Origin of the sequence: Paenibacillus qinlingensis (assembly GCF_013204845.1) — a bacterium.
Lineage (GTDB): Bacteria > Bacillota > Bacilli > Paenibacillales > NBRC-103111 > Paenibacillus_E > Paenibacillus_E qinlingensis.
Map to the genome: position 1 here is coordinate 193,167 of NZ_JABMKY010000007.1, position 18,558 is coordinate 211,724.

Consider the following 18,558-nt stretch of genomic DNA (forward strand, 5'->3'; position numbering starts at 1 on the left):
ATAGCATTTACCTTAGTAACAACAACCGTAAAGTATGCCAAAAGGCACCCAGGGTTTTCCCGGAAATAGATGTAGGAAATCCAGTTAATCCTCAAAAGCTACCCGGCCTGGGAAGATAAGTTAGCTATATTTTATGAGAAACGCTAACTTCCAAGAAGGACGGTATAGACGTTTTTTCATGCCAATTGTAATGGAATTATTTAATGGTGACTACTTAATATCTTGTAAGAAATTCTAGAAATCACAGAAATTTATCCGATAGGCGGATGCTAATATACAAATATAAACAAAGACGAGGTGATGACATGCAAGCAAAACTGGCAACGGACGCCATTCCCACCCCCAAAAAGCGGGATTCATGGATAAGAACAATAAGCAGATATAAAGTGATGTATGCTCTCTTATTTCCGGCATTAGTGTACTTTGCCGTATTCAAATATATTCCGATGGCGGGAATCATTATTGCTTTTAAAAACTATAACCTAGCTTTGGGTCTATGGGATAGCCCATGGGTGGGATTAAAAAATTTCAAAGATTTTATCAATGGCGTTTATTTCTGGGACATTATGCGAAATACAATTATCATATCGCTGTATAAGCTCTTGTTCGGTTTCTCTGCTCCTATCGTACTTGCTTTGCTGCTTAATGAAGTGTATACCCAATGGTTTAAGAAAATCGTGCAAACGATCACGTATTTGCCCCATTTTCTGTCATGGGTCATTGTATATGGACTGATGGTGGCGTTATTAGCGCCAGGTGATGGCCTGTTTAACATGATTTTTAAGGAAAATGGGATTCAGCCTATCTCCTTTCTAACGGAACCTGCCTGGGGTAGACTGCTGATCATCCTATCTGAAATATGGAAGGATATTGGCTGGGGAGCGATTCTTTACCTTGCTGCATTAGCAGGCATTGATCCAAGCTTGTATGAAGCAGCTCGCATTGATGGGGCTTCCAAGTCGAGACAGCTATGGCATGTCACATTACCCGGCATTCGAGGCGTCATTATTCTGATGCTGATCCTGAAATTAAGTCATATTCTAGACGCTGGTTTTGACCAGATATTCATGTTTGCGAACAGTTTTAACCAAGAGAAAATCGACATTATCGACACATGGGTATACCGTGAAGGGTTGGAGCGTCTGAAGATTGGTTTGGCTACGGCTGTGGGATTGTTTAAAGCTATCATCGGATTTGCTTTAGTTTTGGCTGCGAACAAGATTGCCAAAAAATTCGATGGGCAAATTTGGTGAGGTGGTTTTCAAAATGATTAATATGACAGTCGGGGAAAAAGTATGGCAAGCCATCGTGTATTTTATTCTCATTATACTAGCCCTACTTTGCTTACTTCCCTTTCTATATGTGCTTGCTGTTTCAGTGACGCCGGAAGCGGAAGTAGTAAGAAAAGGGATTGTGATAATACCAGAGTCCTTTACGTTCTTAGCCTATAAAGAAGTATTCATTTCGCATGGTATAGGGCAGGCGTATAAAATTACCTTGTTTCGAACGATCGTAGGCACGGCGCTTAATGTGCTTTTTACGGTACTAGCTGCTTATCCGTTATCCAAAAAGTATTTGCCAGGGCGCAGCACATTCTTAATTTTCATTGTGTTTACGATGATGTTCAGCGGAGGCTTAATTCCGACCTATTTGTTAATCCGCTCTCTAGGATTGCTAAACAGTCCGTGGGTATTGATTATCCCGCATCTCATTAGTGCATTTAATCTGGTCATTATTAAAGGCTTTTTTGAGCAATTGCCTGCTGAAATCGAGGAATCGGCGAGGGTAGACGGTGCAAGTGAGCTTCAGGCGCTATGGCGAATTATTCTACCCCTTTCTATGCCCGTGCTTGCCACTGTTTCCTTATTTTATGCCGTAGGACATTGGAACAGTTATTTCGACGCCATTGTTTACTTGAATGATTCCAACTTAATGCCGCTTCAAGTTGTCCTGCGCAACATTCTGCTTAACATTGCATCAGAAAGCGCTGAATCGATGGCTAATTCCGGAACAGTTAGCAAGTTCGCTGTGCAAATGGCTGCTGTCGTCGTGACGACGGTTCCGATCTTAATCGTGTATCCATTTATGCAAAAGCATTTTACCAAAGGTGTGCTTATGGGATCGATTAAAGGTTAAAAGGCAATTCTTACCTAGGTTGTTACGGGGACACCGTGATAATATAGATACAAGCAAAAGGAGAGGTCAATATGGAACGTAAAAAGATTACATGGACTGTTATGGCTGCTATCGTAGGGCTGGGAACACTATTGTCAGCATGTGGGAACCAAGATGAAGTGAAGCCTGCAGCTTCGAGCAGTCCTCAATCCGAGGCTAACAAGTTTGCGACCAAAATGAAAATCTCGATGTTTAATCAAGGTACTTTCAATGCTGCCGCTCCGGTCCCTCCACGTGAGGAAGATATTCAACGCCAAATGTTGGAAAAGGCGGTAAACATCGACTTGGATATGATGATTCCGCAAGCTGGGCAGGCAACAACCAAACTGAATACGCTTATTGCAGGTGGAGATATACCAGATTTGCTCTTCTTGAAGAGTCGGTCAGATCTCGCACAATATTATGATCAAGGCGTTCTTGCAGATTTGACACCTTACCTGGATCAATTTCCTGAACTAAAGAAACGTTTCGGTAAAGATTCCTGGGAGGCGATGTCGTATCAGGGAAAAACGATTGGCGTTCCCGGTTATGATAATGTAAACGGTATCAGTCGAAGCTTTTTCATTCGAAACGATTGGTTAAAAAAGCTAGGTTTGAAAGTACCAACAACCCCTGATGAGCTGTTCGAAGTGATGAAAGCCTTTACGGAGAAAGACCCTGACGGAAACGGTAAAAATGATACGTACGGATTCATCGGCGGTATGAATAAAGAAGGCAATCTGCAAACGTACGGCTTCGATAGCTTGATGTGGATGTTTGGCGTCAATCCTCCCTCAGCCATTGAAGTGAAAGACAATAAACCAGTGTTCCTATTTATCGATCCCAAAATGAAGGAAGCACTCGCTTACATCAATAAAATGATGACAGCCAAAGTTGTTGACCCAGACTGGGTGACAATGACTACGCCCGATTTGTTAGACCAGAAGTTATTTAAAGGTAAGATTGGCTTCATGATCAGAGATGCCCGCAGACTGGAGCCGGATTATCAGCAGAAAATGAAAGAAATCGGCGGAGAGATACCAGAATGGATCGTTATTCCCCCAATGAAGGGGCCATACGGCGATCAAATTGTGGAGAAAAAATCGTTCCAAGGCAATTCATGGGCGATTTCCAAGAAAGCGGATAAGGAAAAAATCATTCGAATCCTATCTATGCTGGAATATATGTTTACGGACAAAGAAGCGTATCCGAATTTCGCATACGGAGTTAAAGGCATTCATTGGGATGTCGTAGACGGCAAGATCAAAAATAAAAACTCTGAGTTATCCAAGGAAGTGAAAGAAAAGTACTTATGGGTTGATCATTATAGAATGCCGCGTCGTGGCGATGATGCCGAGTACTTTAGCTTCCAGAATCCGAAGACGGCAGAAGCTTTCACGAACAATCAGCAATATGTCGGTCTTACTTCGCCTGGTAACTTGTTAACGGCAGATCCGAATGATAGCTTGGCAGCTGACCGCACACGTTTCATTAATGAAAGCTTAGTCAAATTTATGACTGGCAAAGACCCGCTTACCAACTGGGATACTTTCCTCCAAACATTGGATACGAAGTTCGACATGCAAAAATATAAGGATACAGCGGTTAAACAATTTAAAGAAGCTGGCCTAATTAAGTAAATAAACGAAGAGAGTGGCGATAAATAGCCGCTCTCTTTGTTGACTATGCTATGCTAGTTGAATACAGATCAGATTTAGAAGGAAGATGACCCATGCGAAGAAGAATCAGCTTGCCTATAAAACTATTTATGATTGTGTTTGCGTTTGTATTAAGCTGCATCTTCTTGATAAGCCAATTGTCTTACCGTTATGTCCAAAAGGAAATCAGAACCAACGACATTTATTACACCAACCAAATACTAGACAAAGTTGATCAGTATTTAACGGTTAATTTCTCCTCTTTCCAAACAATCTTGTTCTCCGTAGAAACATCAGTGAAAGCAAACATTTCCAATACGGAAGTGATAAAAAAACAATTAAGAGAGTTATATGAGCTTAACAGTAATTACGTGAGTAACATTTATTTAATTAACAGTGATTTATCCATTCTAGGCGGAAGTACAACTACGCGAATTTTCGATGAACCTTTATCGGATAGAAAACCATTGTTTGATGCAGCTGACAAGAACAGACGAACTACCTATGTCAGTGATCCTTATAAATCGAAGTATTCCGGCTGGACAGTTACAATGGTGCGATATCTGAACGGCACTCCGACTCCAATGGCTATTGCCGTGGATTTGGATCTAAATGCCATTGAAGAAACTTTGTTTAAGATTAATAAAAAAGAACAAATGAATCTGGCTTTGATTACCACATCTGGTAAAATCATTGCTGGATTTTCGGAAAATAGAGGACCCTTAAGTATTCAAGATCATACGTTCTCAATCGGGGAAATGTCAGCAGAACAAATTCTGGATACGACGGGAACAAGCCTTCAACTCCATACCAAAGATGGCTTACCGGTCTCCATTCTGAAGAAACCGACGGAGAAATTTAATTGGTTCCTCATCTCGATGAACGATGAATCTCGCTTGGAAGCTGCGTTGTCCAGATTGGAAAACTATTATCTCGGACTTCTCGTTGCAGGCTTGCTGCTGAGTTTGTTCATTTCCTTTTTTATCGCCAAATATATAAGGAATCCGCTCTATGCACTCAAAACAAAAATGAAGCGGGTAGAGCAAGGCGATCTGACCACGGCAGTTACGATTAATCGAAACGATGAATTCGGTGACCTATCCCTAGCATTTGACCGCATGCTGCAGCAAATTGTGGAACTGATTCGGCGAGCAGAGCTTCATAATGAACTGGAGCGAAAACTAGAAATTCAAGTGCTGCAATCGCAAATTAACCCTCATTTTCTATATAATACGCTTGGATCGATCAGCAATGTTATACGTCTTGGACAAATAGAGAAAGTAGATGTGGTCATCGGGTCTCTCATTGCCATATTGGAATACGGAATCGCCGACGCTTGGGAGAAGGTTTCACTACGCCAGGAATTGCGCAATGTATCTGATTATATTGCGATTCAGAACATTCGTTACAACAGGCATTTCCACTTGATCGAGCATATCGAAGATGGATTAATGGATTTTCCGGTTTTTCGCATGCTGCTGCAGCCCATTGTAGAAAATAGTATCTTCCATGGCTATAACGGAGGTGGCATCGAAGGCTCGATTACGATCCATGCGTACAGGAAGGGCGGCAACGTCAGGATCGAAGTCATTGATCAAGGCGAAGGAATTCCAGCTGATCGCATACAGCACATCCTAGTCGCAGACCCGAGTGATCACGATGTAAAAAGGAAAAGAATCGGGTTAAACAATATTCATGGTCGAATAAGACTGCACTACGGAGAGCAGTTTGGGCTCCAAATTATTAGCACACCTCAGGAGATGACCTGTGTTCGCGCCGTATTCCCGGTAGGTTCGTTTAAAGGAGATGTATGCCAGTGAGAGACTACACCTGCTTCATTGTTGACGATGAAGATCTAATCATTCAACGCTTGGAATTATATTTTAGCGAACTCTCCCATAGAGAAAGGCGATTTCAGTTAGTGGGAAAAGCGAATAATGGGCAGAAGGGGATCGAGGAGATTCTAAAGCTCAAACCGGACATCGTTATCTCCGATATCGTGATGCCGCGAATGGATGGAATTGCCATGATTGAGCAGTTAAAGCTGGAGCTGCCTCAGACGCAATTCATTCTTTTGACCGCCTATTCGACTTTCGAATATGCGCAGAGAGCTATCCATGCCAACGTCATGGAGTACATCGTTAAGGTTCCCTTGAACGAAGCAGATTTGGATCGAGCTTTGGGTAAGGCAGCTGGCATTTTGGATGAAGTTAAGAAAAAAGAAGAGGAATTTCAATCTTTAAACGTATCCGTTCTTGAAAATAAATACAGAGTCCGCAAGCAATTTTTTAACGAACTGATTAGAGGTGAAATACCTTCACATCGGGCATCGAGTTTCGCCAATCGCATGGAGTCCCAATTCTTTCAAGCTAACTACTGTTGTTTTATTGTTGAAATGAATCTGTATGAAAATTTTCGAAATGAATATTCAGCGGTTGACCAAAACATCTTGAAATATGCGATTACGAATGTCATCGAAGAAACGGTAATGAATTGTGGAAGTGGTGTAGCTACGGATCTATCTGATAACCGTTTTATTGGCTTCCTATCCTGGGAAAATAATCGCAGCGATATGGATACGGAATATGCTTGCCAGACATTGGGGAGTCAGATTGTTACCCATCTGCAGCAGTATCTGAATCAACGCGTATCTGTCGCTTTCGGCGGTCCGCATCGGGGTTGGGAATCGATCAAACAAGCTTACACGGAAGCTCACAATGTGAGTGAGGATTTCTATTATCATGGGGAGAAAGTAGTCAAAACACCCGCGCATCGGTTCCATTACCGGAATGATAGGAAAGAGGAATTTCAACAGAAATTAGCTGGTTTTCTAGTATGGGTGCAAAGAAAAGTTTCGAAGGAAGAATTGGAGAAAGAATTTGCGGCTTTAAACCAATTTGTTACGGATCATAAGATCCATAGGTCGATCATGGCACCCATGCTTCGAGACTTGTATAGAGATGTGGTTATGAAATTTAAATCGGGGAACACGTCAACCACGGATGTAGCCGAGTTTCCCATCGAATTTATGACATTTCGGGAGCAGCTAACCTATATTTGCGACTTCACATTTGGCTATGTACACGCTGGTCAACTCCTGCATCGGGCAGAGATTATGGGAGCCATGCGGTTTATCGAGAAGAATCTGAAGCAGCGTTTAACTTTGGAGGCGATTGCTGAGGATGTGAACTTAGCGCCCTCGTATTTCAGCAGCTTGTTTAAGAAAACCATGAATGAAGGCGTGATTAGCTACATCAATCGAAAAAAAATCCAATTGGCGCTCGAACTGCTTAATGCTCAAGACTATTCGATATTGGAACTCTGCGAGGAAGTAGGCATTGTAAACGAGGGGTATTTTTGCAAACTATTCAAAGAATATACGGGTGATACACCTAAGCAATATCGGATAAAAATGACGAGGTATGAATCTAAATAAAATATGATTTTTTCTTGAAATCATGTAAATAAACGGCGTACAAAAGGACTACCATGATAGATGTATCTTATCATGGAGGTTATCACAATGGAGCTTATTAAAGCGGATGTAACCGTCGTAGGCGGAGGAATTGCTGGAATATGTGCTGCTATTGCTGCTGCTCGTCAAGGGCTGCAAGTGTCACTTATTAATGATCGACCGGTGCTAGGAGGCAATGCCAGCAGCGAGGTTAGGGTTCATATTAACGGGTCGGCTTATCTCGGCAAAAGTCCATCCTATTATGCGCGTGAGGGCGGGTTGGTGGAAGAGCTTAAGTTGAAGATTTTCCACTATAATCCCTTATATAACAAGAAGCTTATGCTTTCGCTTTCAGATACGGTCTTGTTGGATATGGTTTATGCTGAGCCTAACATTTCTCTATTTCTGAATACATGTGTGCATGAAACGGGCATGGAGAACGGCAGAATCACATGGGTGGAGGGCCTTCAATTGGCTTCCGAAAGGAAATTCCGGTTTGAAAGCCGAACTTACATCGATTGCTCCGGGGATGGAGTCGTCGGATTTCAGGCAGGTGCTCACTTCCGATGGGGGAGAGAAGCGAAGCATGAGTACAACGAAACCTTGGCTCCTGAAGTAGCGGACCATTACACCATGGGAGATACGATTCTTTTTCAAGCCCGTGATGTAGAGTATCACGTTCCATATAAAAGACCTGGCTTTGCGTATGATATTACGAAGTTGCCTTTTTTTGAAAGTATCAGAAAAGGCTTGAACCATCGTGCTTTCCCTAGAAAAATCAATGGTCTTGGCGGATTGTGGTGGCTGGAATACGGCGGGCATATGGATGTTATCGCCAACAATGAAGACATCGCGCTGGAGCTGCGGAAATTGGTTTATGGGATTTGGGATTATATCAAAAATAGCGGTGAATTTGATGATGTGGATAATCTCATCTTGGATTATGTGTGCCCAATTCCGGGCAAGCGGGAGTCGAGGCGGTTTATTGGGAATCACATGTTGTCCCAAAATGATCTTACAGATAAGCCGCACTTTGACGATGCTGTAGCCGTCGGGGGATGGTATATGGATTTACATGCGGCTAAGGGCATCTACGATGAGGGGCCTGCTACAGCATGGAATTTCGTTCCTGGCTTGTACAATATTCCGTTTCGCAGTTTATTTTCGCAAAATATACCGAACCTCATGTTCGCTGGTCGCAATATAAGTGCTACCCATGTTGCTTTCGGATCAACAAGGGTAATGGCTACTTGCGGTTGTATGGGGCAGGCGGTTGGAACGGCCGCTTCGTTATGTTTGAAGTATGACATAGACCCCGCTGACATCGCCCAAGCGCATATGGGGGAGCTGCAGTCGCTGCTGCTTCGGGACGGGCAAACGATTGTAGGGCTTAAAGAAGAGTTGGATCCTTACTTCGCTGATGGATTAAGCGTAAGTGCCTCATCTCAGCGCAGCTATGAGAATCTTTATCCAACTGAAGCGATCCCCTTGGAGCAAGCGGTATGTTTGGTCTTGCCGATTCAGACTTCCGTGGCGGAAAGTGTACGGGTCAAAATTAAAAATAGATCCGCACAGTCGGAAACGCTGCATGTGAAGTTGTTTGGCGGGGATCGGAAGGAAAACTATATTCCCACCAGCCTGTTAAAAGACTACAACATGGCTGTTGCAGCCGGTCATGACGACTGGATTACGCTGGAATTGGATCGCATCAAGCTAGAGGACGACAAAATATACATCGTATTGGAAGGTACAGAGAGCCTTGCTGTATACGGCAATGAAGAGAAAATTACAGGAGCAGTCAGCTTCCATTACAGGCCCGAGGAGCCGTCCAGGCTGAAGAAATGGGGTAAGAGCATCTGTTTCAAAGATATGCTGCCACTACAGAATATGTATACGCCAGAGAATGTCGTCAACGGCTACTCCAGACCGTATGGCTTGCCGAACGGTTGGATTTCCGAACGTACGGAAGGACAGGAGTGGTTGGAACTCTCTTTTGCAAGTCCTAAGAATCTCGATGAGATGCATCTCGTTTTCAATTCACAGTTGGATTTGGAGCATTTCGACGATCCGATCGAGCCCCTTATGCAAGATTATGATGTGACCTTGACTTTAGAAGATGGAACCGAGAAGGAAATCAGTATCCGTGGCAATTATCACACGTTAAATAAACATAAGGTGGATGCGAAACGTGTAACCCGAATTCGAATTGATTTCTGCGCAACTTACGGTTCGCCTTATCATGAAGTATTTGCTGTGAAATTATTTGCTCCTAAAAATGATAAGTGAGGTCAGGTGAAGTCGCGATGCAGGAATTATTCCCTCGAAGAGGGTTGCCTAATGTCATTCAGAAGTTAGAAAACGGGGAAACGGTGACAATTGTCTATTTTGGCGGTAGTAATACCCGTTCTCAGGGATACAGGGTGATGACGGCGGATTGGCTTCGGGGGCAATACCCCAAGGCAGATATCCGCTCTGTAAATGCTGGTATTGACGGTACAGGATCGGATTTGGGCTGCGCCCGTTTGGAGACGGACGTCCTGCGTCATCAGCCTGATCTGGTGTTTGTTGAATTTGTCGGTAACGATGGCGGAGTGCCGGAGTCGAAGGCGAGGATCGAAGGCATTGTCCGTCAGATCCGGAAGATGAGCCGGTTTACTGATATCCTGTTCGTTTATACGCTCAAGGAGCGAGATGTGGCAGGATTTCAGTCCGGGGAATACCAAAAGGGTGCTATTATGCAAGATGAAGTAGCTGACTACTATGGTATTCCTTCGATTCATTTGGGTGTGGCAGTCAGTCAATTGGTGACGGAGGGCAAGCTCGTTTTCACTTCAAAGGCAGGAGAGTCCTTTCCTGGGGCTGTTGTTTTTACACATGATTCGATCCATCCACTAATTCCTGAAGGACACCAGATTTATACCGATACGATCACTCGGTCCTTTGAGCGAATTCGTGAACTTGGGGTTAGTTCGGGAACTGTTGAACATAACTTGCCTGGAGCCACCTTGGTTCCGTCCAATCCGTGGGAGTACGCAGTAATGCAGCCGCTAGATGGCCATGCCCATTTATCGGCAGGATGGTCTTACGTGACGCCCGATGATTTTGAGCTGGCCCGCAAGTACGATTGGTTGTTCCCCGGCCTGTGGCGGGCAGTCGATCCTGGAGAGGCTGTCACGGTGCAGTTCGAAGGCACGCACATCGGGTTGTTCGATATCGGGGGGCCTGATTCTGGCCGATTGAAGGTGACGGTGGATGGAGGGGAGCCATTCCTTGTCGACCGATTCACATCCTACAACGATCATAATCGTAATCAGTTTGTTTACTTGCCAGAGCTTCCGAATGGGAGCCATACGGTTCGTTTCGAAATTGACTCCGAGAAGACAGACAAAGCGGCTGTGTTTGAGGCATACGGTAATGAGCGAAGCAGGCAGCATGTTCAGGAGCATCCGGATTGGTACGATCAAACGGTGATCCAGCTAGGGAAGTTGTTGTTGGTGCAGCCGCCCGTGTAAGGGAAGAGAGGGGTAGCCCCTTTGTAAGGCCTACAGGGTATCTGACTGCGTAGAGCAGTCAAATACCCTGTAGGTTTTTTTCTACTACGCTAGTAAGTATAAGTTTCCGGACGCTAGCGCACAAATACTGTGCGCAAGGAAGGTACCTCCGTCGTCCGACGGGCGCTAGCGCACAAATACTGTGCGCAAGGGAGGTACCTCCGTCGTCCGACGGGCGCTAGCGCACAAATACTGTGCGCAAGGGAGGTACCTCCGTCGTCCGACGGGCGCTAGCGCACAAATACTGTGCGCAAGGAAGGTACCTCCGTCGTCCGACGGACGCTAGCGCACAAATACTGTGCGCAAGGAAGGTACCTCCGTCGTCAGACGGACGCTAGCGCACAAATACTGTGCGCAAGGGAGGTCCCTCCGTCGTCCGACGGGCGCTAGCGCACAAATAATGTGCGCAAGGAAGGTACCTCCGTCGTCCGACGGACGCTAGCGCACAAATACTGTGCGCGGAATGGCCCGCTCCGTTCGAAGCAAGGGCAAAGATTCATGGATTAGAGCTTTTGCTCAAGTACATTGCGTGTAATGTTAGTTACGATACGTCTCGGAAAGAGACGAGGAGCTTGAGCCAGCAACCAGTTCAGGAAGCCTGGAACAACGAAAGTTTTTCTTTTATTAAGAGCTTGGAATCCAATTTCGGCCACCTTTTTTGCATCCATGACCGCATTGTCTTTTGCGACTTTTTGTTTTTCCATTTTCGCGTTGCGGAAAAATTCGGTGCCTGTGGCCCCAGGACATAATGCAGTAACGCTGACTCCAGTTCCTTTTAGTTCGTTGGCAACAGCTTCCGTTAAATGGAGAACAAAAGCTTTGGATGCAGAATAGTTAGCGCTCAAAGGACATGCATAAAAAGACGTTGTAGAACCCACGTTAAGGATTCGGCCGGTGTTCCTCTTTACCATATCTTGAAGAAACAACATCATGAGATGAGAGAGCGAATGAACGTTTAATTGAATCATTTCCAACTCGGTTTGGATATTCTGCTCATGAAGGAAACCATAGGAGCCAATACCTGCATTATTGATAAGAACATCAATTTCGATAGCTTCCTTTTTTAATGCATCATACAGCAGTTGAGGTCCGTTACTCTGAGCTAAATCAACGGGAATGACAATAGTTGTTGTAGGGTAATGTTGCCTTAAACTTTGAGCGATCGCCTTCAGTTTCTCCTCGTTACGTGATGCAAGTATAACTTGATACCCCTCCTTAGCGAATATCTCTGCGAATTCCCTGCCTATTCCACTTGATGCACCTGTAATTAGAGCTGTTTTCATACTGAATAAACCTCCTGTTTTATGTTATTGAATAACCAATCATCTAAATGACTAGTTATTTGGTTATTTAGGGCGATAAAAGAAGGCTTATTCAGCCTCAGATATGCTCTTCAATTCGATAATTCGTTCTGTCGTTTCAATAAAAGCCTTTAGTAGTGAGACTGGGTTTTCTATATCTAGGCTATAGAATATTTCAGTTGCTACTTTATTGGATGAAATTAAATCCGCCTGTCGCAAAATTTTTAAATGATGAGAAATGGCGGATCTGGACATAGGCGAGCGTTCGACAATTTGAGCAACGTTCAGTGTGTCATGTTTCGTCAACATCATAATAATATCTTGACGGATCGGATCGGCTAAAGCTAGAAATATTTGGCTACAGTCTCTCAGTTGTTGATGGACTTGCGTCTCAAGTCCTGAGGTGGGGGAAGTTTCCATCTTATCGTCTCCACAGTTTGTGTTGTAATCATATAACTAAGTATTTAGTTGTTTGAATATACATTATGACGTATTCATTGAAAAGTCAAGGTATTCTTGTGGAGAATGTTGGATCGAAGTACGCCGATTGTAGGTTTTTTCGCTTAAAATCTTATAAAAAATTCTAGAAATCAAAGAAATTTCGGGGTCATGTGAGATGCTATGATACGTAAGACGGAGGAGATTTAGCCAGACGAATTGGGCTATTGCTTCTTTGCGATCATGTTAACGAAGGAGGAAATGATGTTTTGAAAGCGCAAACAATGTGTGGGGAGGATGTGAGTTATATGATAGTAAAGAAACTGTTCTTACTTGTTTTGATGATGACGATGATCGTGCCACTAAGTCTTTTGGGAAAAGGAACTGCTAGTGCGGATACCTTACCGTATAAGACGATTATCATCGATGACGGGAGTATTACGATCGATGGTGTTGTAACGCCTGATGCGGATAACATGAATAACGGATACTCGGCTCCGAATTGGACCACAAGTACAGGGGTGAAGGGATATGATAATTCCAGTTCCAAATATACAAGCACAGTAGGCAGAACCATAACGTGGAATCCACGATTGGACGCAGGAACAGCGAGAATATCTTTCTACAAACTGGATTGGGCGGATAAAGCAGATAATAATGTGAAAATTGAAATCGTTCATAATGGCACGACGGATGTTCAATTTATAGATTTGAGACCTTCATTCGGAGCGGCTGCGGGATGGGTTGACCTAGGAGAGTACTATTTTTCCGGGATTGGTGAAGAGTTCGTTAAATTGACTCGGTCTACCAGCAGCACCAGCACGATACTTACGCGAGCTGATGCGGTCAAGTTCGAAGGGAATATTAAGCAAAAAGAACCTCATAAGACAATCATTATTGATAATGGAAGCATCACGACGGATGGTGTCGTTACCGTTGATGTGGAGAACAAGTATAACGGATACTCAGCTCCTTATTGGAGCACTAGTACGGGAGTGAAGGGTTACAATAATTCCAGTTCCAACTTTACAGACGCTGTGGGAAGAACCATCACATGGAATCCTCGATTGGAAGCAGGAACGGCCAAAATATCGTTCTACAAGCTGGATTGGGCGGATAAAGCAGATAGTAATGTAAAAATCGAAATTGTTCACAATGGGATTACGGATGTCATGTTTATGGATCTAAGGCCCTCATCAGGTCCATCCGCCGGTTGGGTTGATTTGGGGACCTATTATTTCAGTGGTGATGATACGGAGTTTGTCAGGTTGACACGAACACAACCTACGACCGGAACGATCATTACGCGGGCCGATGCGGTCAAGTTCGAAGGGAATATCCGGCAGCAAGCGCCGCCGTTGCCCCCTCTGCGCAGCCGCACATTGGCGAATCTCAGTTATACAGAGAAAGGCAGCATCGCAAACGCAAACTATAAGGCGACCTTCTATGAAGCGGCATGGGATGGAGGCAAATCCATCGTTCGTGATCTGTTCTACAAGGACACGGGTACGGGGAATTGGGTGCCAACCAATACTGTGTCGGAAAGACTTGAAGAACAGTGGGTCTTATTGGATGGGAATGCGGGAAGTCGAACCAATTACTACGATACGATGAATAAACGTTGGATTACATTTGATGGGATCAGTTTCCCTGATAGCCAGACTGCCATATTAACGGATTCCTTGCATGGCAGCGATTACGATTTACAAGTGAACTGGTCCATGTCAGGGGATAAACCAGATGTTTCTTACGCTTTTACACCTCGTAGGAACGGCAATTATGTGATTGGCTATCAATCTTTCACAACAGAGTCAGTCTCTAGTGTCAATGAAGTGTTAAATGGCTTCAGATCGCATGCCAAAATGGTAGGTTCGGTTGAATCAACTAGCTTGAGAGAGCTAAGTGCCCCGATGAGTCTGGTTGAAAAGAATGATGGAGCCGGGAATGCGTTGTCCTATGGTGTATTTGTACCATCAGAGCAGCTTCCGGTTGAGTTTGAACCGACGGGAGGCGTTTCTCAGCAGCGGCTTGGCATGAGTCTTGTCAACAACGAAGGCAGCGTACAGCCGATCCTTTATGCGCCTCAGCTAGGGACGTATTCGCAAATGACTGCGGAAAGTACGTATCAGTTCCATATAGGGTTAATCGCTCAGAAAGGCAGTCTGTATAAAGCCTACGAGGATATTCTCCGCACGGAATACGATTATACGGCATATCGGGAAAATGTGGCCGATCAGTCGCTTACTGACGCGATGTTCAATATGATCGATTTGCTCAAGATAGAGCCGCAGGGGGACGACTCTGTCAATTATGTCCCTTCGCCAAGCGGGTGGTGGAACCGGGCCAAGGGCTTCATTGATATCGAGAATGAGGATAGTGTGCGAACTACATCGAATGCGGCTCTTCTGGGGGCATATTATTTGACCGGAGACAATCAGCTTTACGATAGTAGAGCGTTACCGTTAATTCAGTACGGGGTATCGCGTAATGGTATCGGTTGGTCGCCGACACAGAAGCCCGTATACAGCGTACCCTCGTTATGGAAAATGGCAACCTTGCCGTTCGATGTTTCAAGCGTAGCCGCTGTTAATCAAATGCTGGGCACTTCGGCAGGCATTGGGGCGCTGGGGCAGGAAGAGTATCTTGTGCGAGATCCCGATCAGAAAGATCGAGGGCCTGTCATACAACCCCTTATGATGTATCGGATGACGGGTGATGCGCAGTATTTACAGGCTGCCAAGGATGCAGCAGACAGCTATATCGCTCAAAATATCGATACGCCTGCATCCGTGAATGTGAGTAAAAATGAGTTCATTTATTACTATAGCAAACTCTGGATGGAGATCTTGGAGCTGTATGAGGAAACCAAAGATCCTAAATACTTGAATGCCGCGTACAAGGAAGCCAAACAGTACGCCACGATGTTCGTTGCTCGTCCGGTTCCAGAAGGCACCGTTACGATTCCACAGCCGGAGACGTATAATTACGCGGAGTCATTCCATTGGCCGGAAAGTGGGAAATACGCATATCCTAGAAACAAGCTGCCTGAAGATGTAGCTGGGGGCGTACAAGCGGACAGTTGGCTTGTTTCACCCAATGGGTTGACGTTTGAAGCGGGAAGTACGACTGGCTATTACCGGATGAATGCGCAGGAGGCGCCATTCATGATGAGGTTATCACTCTATACTGGCGATAAATTATTGCAGGATATCGCTCATAATTCGGTCATCGGACGATATTCCAATTATCCAGGGTATTACTATAAGGGCTTCGCGGTTAGTCAACTCGAACCTGATTTTCCTCTGGAAGGTCCAAGCGGGGCTACATCCATCTATTATCACCATATGCCGGCACAGCTCGGACAAACGATGGATTATTTGATTACCGAACAATCGCTGAAATCGAATGGGAGTATTAGCTTCCCTTCCGTATTTGAAACTAATTTTTTATGGTTCAAATATCACCTCTATGGGAATAAACCCGGTCAATTTTACGGTAATTCCAACGTGTGGCTCTGGCTGCCTAAGGGGATTATCGAGACTAACCATCCGCAATTGAATTGGATAACGGGAGAGAGCGGTAATAAATTCTACATCAGTTTAAGTAACGAATCGACGTCTGAGGTACAGACTCCGATTGAATTGAATGCGCAAATGATCGGGTTCAACCCAGCACAAAATTATAACGTAACCATCATTCGCGATAATGGCACACCAGAGCAAGCAGTAATGAGTGGCGGAATCATTCAGGCCACGGTTTCAAGCAAGGGAATAACAGCTATCATTGTGGAGGGACTCGACATCGATGTTCCGCTGCACCAGATTCGAACTACTGATACATCGGATGCAAGCTATTTCTTCGATGTTCACAGTCCAATCGATGCTGTTAAAGGCATGCTTATCGTCAAGCCAGACGAAACGTCCTACGATGCTTACGTGGAGGCAAAAACGACAAAGCCAGCGACAATCCATTACTCCTTGGATGGCGGGGCCACGTATACGGCCGTTCCAGATACGATCTATCCGATGGAATGGTCGATACGGGTAAATGATCTATCAAAGACGTTCACTTATTATGTGGAATCGGACGGCAAACAGACGCGCAAGCGGACGCTATATCTGGCTGATCACGTTGCAGTAACGCCGGTCCAACCGGAATGGCAGGATGGCTCATCCATCATTGTAGATAATACGGAGGCGGAGACACAAGGCGTCTGGATACGAGATACAACCGCCAATGACTACTACTACGATAACTACGTGTATGCCAAATCGACTACGGGCACAGCAACAAGCACAATGAAATGGCGACCAGAGCTGCCGGAAAGTGTAACTTATAGCGTGTACTACAAGTTACCGCAAATAACAGCCACAAGCGAAAATTGGGCAACAAATGCTTCTTTTACCGTGTATTATAGCGGGGGCTCTGAGACGGTTACGGTTGATCAGACAACGGCCAATGGGGCGTGGGTGTTCCTAGGATCTTATCCTTTTGCAGCAGGGGATAGTGGGTATGTCGAAATAACGAATAAGGCTAACAAGTCAAGGGTAGTAGCCGATGCCATGATGTGGGTGGACCCGAATAGGACGCTGCAATTGGAGTCGGTGGTTATCCAGTCGGATAGAGACGAATTACAGATGACACAGGCTGCTCAACTGAACGTAACTGGCTATATGGACAACGGATTGATCGGTGATTTGACACAGGCGAATGTACAGTATTTTGTTGATAGGACTGATCTGGCTGCAGTGGACAATAACGGTTTGTTGACCCTTCAAAGTCTGGATGGCGTAACGGATCACATCGAAGTGTGGGCAACAGTAACGATGGACGGAGTGACTTTAACTACACCACATTTGACCATAGCGATTAGGGAGCTGACGGTTATCGTCGACAGCACGAATACGGCGGGGTTATACACGACGGAAGGGTCTTGGAGCCAAAGCAATTTAGCCGGCTACAAAATTGGCGTGAAGTCCCGTTACTCTACCGTTCAAGGATCATCGGCTACATGGAAAGCTCAGTTTCCAGAGGGGAGATATACGGTCTCTATCTACAAGCTCGTCCATACAACGGCAAACGATAATCATGTCAAAGTCGAAGTGAAGCATCAGTCGGTGACCGAGGTCACGTATCTCGATGCGACGGTCGGCTCGTCGGGGTGGGTTACGCTTGGAACGTTCGATTTTACAGGAGATGGCAGCGAGTATGTTCGTTTAACTAGGGAGACTGCGACTACAGTAGATCCGCCAACCCTTCCTGCTGATATGATTTATACGAGGGCTGATGCCGTTAAGTTTGAACGTCAATCCTCCAGCTCAGCATTTGCGAACAAAGCACTCGCACCAGCTAAACCGATACTATCGGATAACAATGTTGTTGCGACAGGTTTGCAGGATGGTCATTACGAGATTACGATGAATATGTGGTGGGGGAATAATGGATCACTGTATAAGTTGTACGAGAACGGTCAGCTGATCCAATCAAATTCACTGGCCGATGCATCGCCAGCAGCACAGACTTCCATTGTTCCGATTCAAGGTAAGCCAAATGGAACCTATGTGTATACATGTCAGTTATCCAATTCGTATGGAACGACGGCATGTGATCCACACACCGTCACCGTGGCTGAAGCGAATCCCGGAAAACCTGTGTTGTCCAGTGACAACTGGGATCAAGATGGGAACTATACCATTACTGCGAATATGTGGTGGGGGACGAACGCGGTGGCGTATCGATTATACGAAAACGGCGTTCTTATCGATACGCAAGCTTTATCTTCACACACACCAAATGCGCAATCAGCAACTACACAAATTTCTGGGAAAGCTCCTGGCAGTTATCAGTATCGTGGCGAGTTTATGAATGAAAGTGGAACAACGGTAAGTGATGTTATACAACTTATTGTAAAATAATCCTTAGAGCTGAGTGGATGTGAACGATCCATTCGGCTCTTTAATTTCTTTTTGCAAAGAAACGATTGACAATTAGTTCGAGAATGA

At 44.9% G+C, this 18,558-nt stretch carries 10 protein-coding genes; 8 read left to right on the top strand and 2 right to left on the bottom strand.

The window, feature by feature from the left end; genetic code table 11:
* The first annotated feature begins 305 nt into the window (after window positions 1–305).
* The 7 genes from HQN88_RS15555 to HQN88_RS15585 all read left to right on the top strand — a co-directional run bounded on the left by HQN88_RS15555 (window position 306) and on the right by HQN88_RS15585 (window position 10,778).
* The gene (locus tag HQN88_RS15555) at window positions 306–1,253 is read left to right on the top strand and encodes an ABC transporter permease (protein ID WP_173113561.1); all 948 of its coding nucleotides are present in this window, start codon (window positions 306–308) and stop codon (window positions 1,251–1,253) included.
* Window positions 1,254–1,266: 13 nt separating this feature from the next.
* Complete coding sequence (locus HQN88_RS15560; protein WP_173113564.1) at window positions 1,267–2,136, top strand: carbohydrate ABC transporter permease; 870 nt, start codon at window positions 1,267–1,269, stop codon at window positions 2,134–2,136.
* Between the two features lie 71 nt (window positions 2,137–2,207).
* A complete protein-coding gene (locus tag HQN88_RS15565) occupies window positions 2,208–3,794 on the top strand; it encodes an extracellular solute-binding protein (protein ID WP_173113567.1) in 1,587 nt (528 codons plus the stop codon).
* 92 nt (window positions 3,795–3,886) lie between these two features.
* Window positions 3,887–5,632 (top strand): sensor histidine kinase, encoded by a 1,746-nt coding sequence (locus HQN88_RS15570; protein WP_173113570.1) that lies wholly within the window; start codon window positions 3,887–3,889, stop codon window positions 5,630–5,632.
* Complete coding sequence (locus HQN88_RS15575) at window positions 5,623–7,248, top strand: response regulator (RefSeq protein WP_173113573.1); 1,626 nt, start codon at window positions 5,623–5,625, stop codon at window positions 7,246–7,248. Before HQN88_RS15570 ends, HQN88_RS15575 begins: the two co-directional genes overlap by 10 nt.
* 87 nt (window positions 7,249–7,335) lie before the next feature.
* Window positions 7,336–9,552, top strand: coding sequence for an FAD-dependent oxidoreductase (locus HQN88_RS15580; RefSeq protein WP_173113576.1), 2,217 nt, complete (start codon window positions 7,336–7,338; stop codon window positions 9,550–9,552).
* A gap of 17 nt (window positions 9,553–9,569) precedes the next feature.
* Window positions 9,570–10,778: an SGNH/GDSL hydrolase family protein gene (locus HQN88_RS15585; protein ID WP_173113579.1), complete on the top strand. Its 1,209-nt coding sequence runs from the start codon at window positions 9,570–9,572 to the stop codon at window positions 10,776–10,778.
* 542 nt (window positions 10,779–11,320) lie between these two features.
* Here the strand turns inward: HQN88_RS15585 and HQN88_RS15590 are convergent.
* Both HQN88_RS15590 and HQN88_RS15595 read right to left on the bottom strand, forming a co-directional pair.
* Window positions 11,321–12,100, bottom strand: a complete 780-nt coding sequence (locus HQN88_RS15590) for an SDR family NAD(P)-dependent oxidoreductase (protein WP_173113582.1) — start codon at window positions 12,098–12,100, stop codon at window positions 11,321–11,323.
* Window positions 12,101–12,187: 87 nt separating this feature from the next.
* Window positions 12,188–12,538 carry an ArsR/SmtB family transcription factor gene (locus HQN88_RS15595; protein WP_173113585.1) on the bottom strand — a complete coding sequence of 117 codons (351 nt, stop codon included), beginning with the start codon at window positions 12,536–12,538 and terminating at the stop codon, window positions 12,188–12,190.
* 326 nt (window positions 12,539–12,864) lie between these two features.
* On the opposite strand from HQN88_RS15595, the gene HQN88_RS15600 reads away from it, so the two are divergent.
* Window positions 12,865–18,471, top strand: coding sequence for a golvesin C-terminal-like domain-containing protein (locus HQN88_RS15600; protein WP_173113588.1), 5,607 nt, complete (start codon window positions 12,865–12,867; stop codon window positions 18,469–18,471).
* Window positions 18,472–18,558 lie beyond the last annotated feature (87 nt).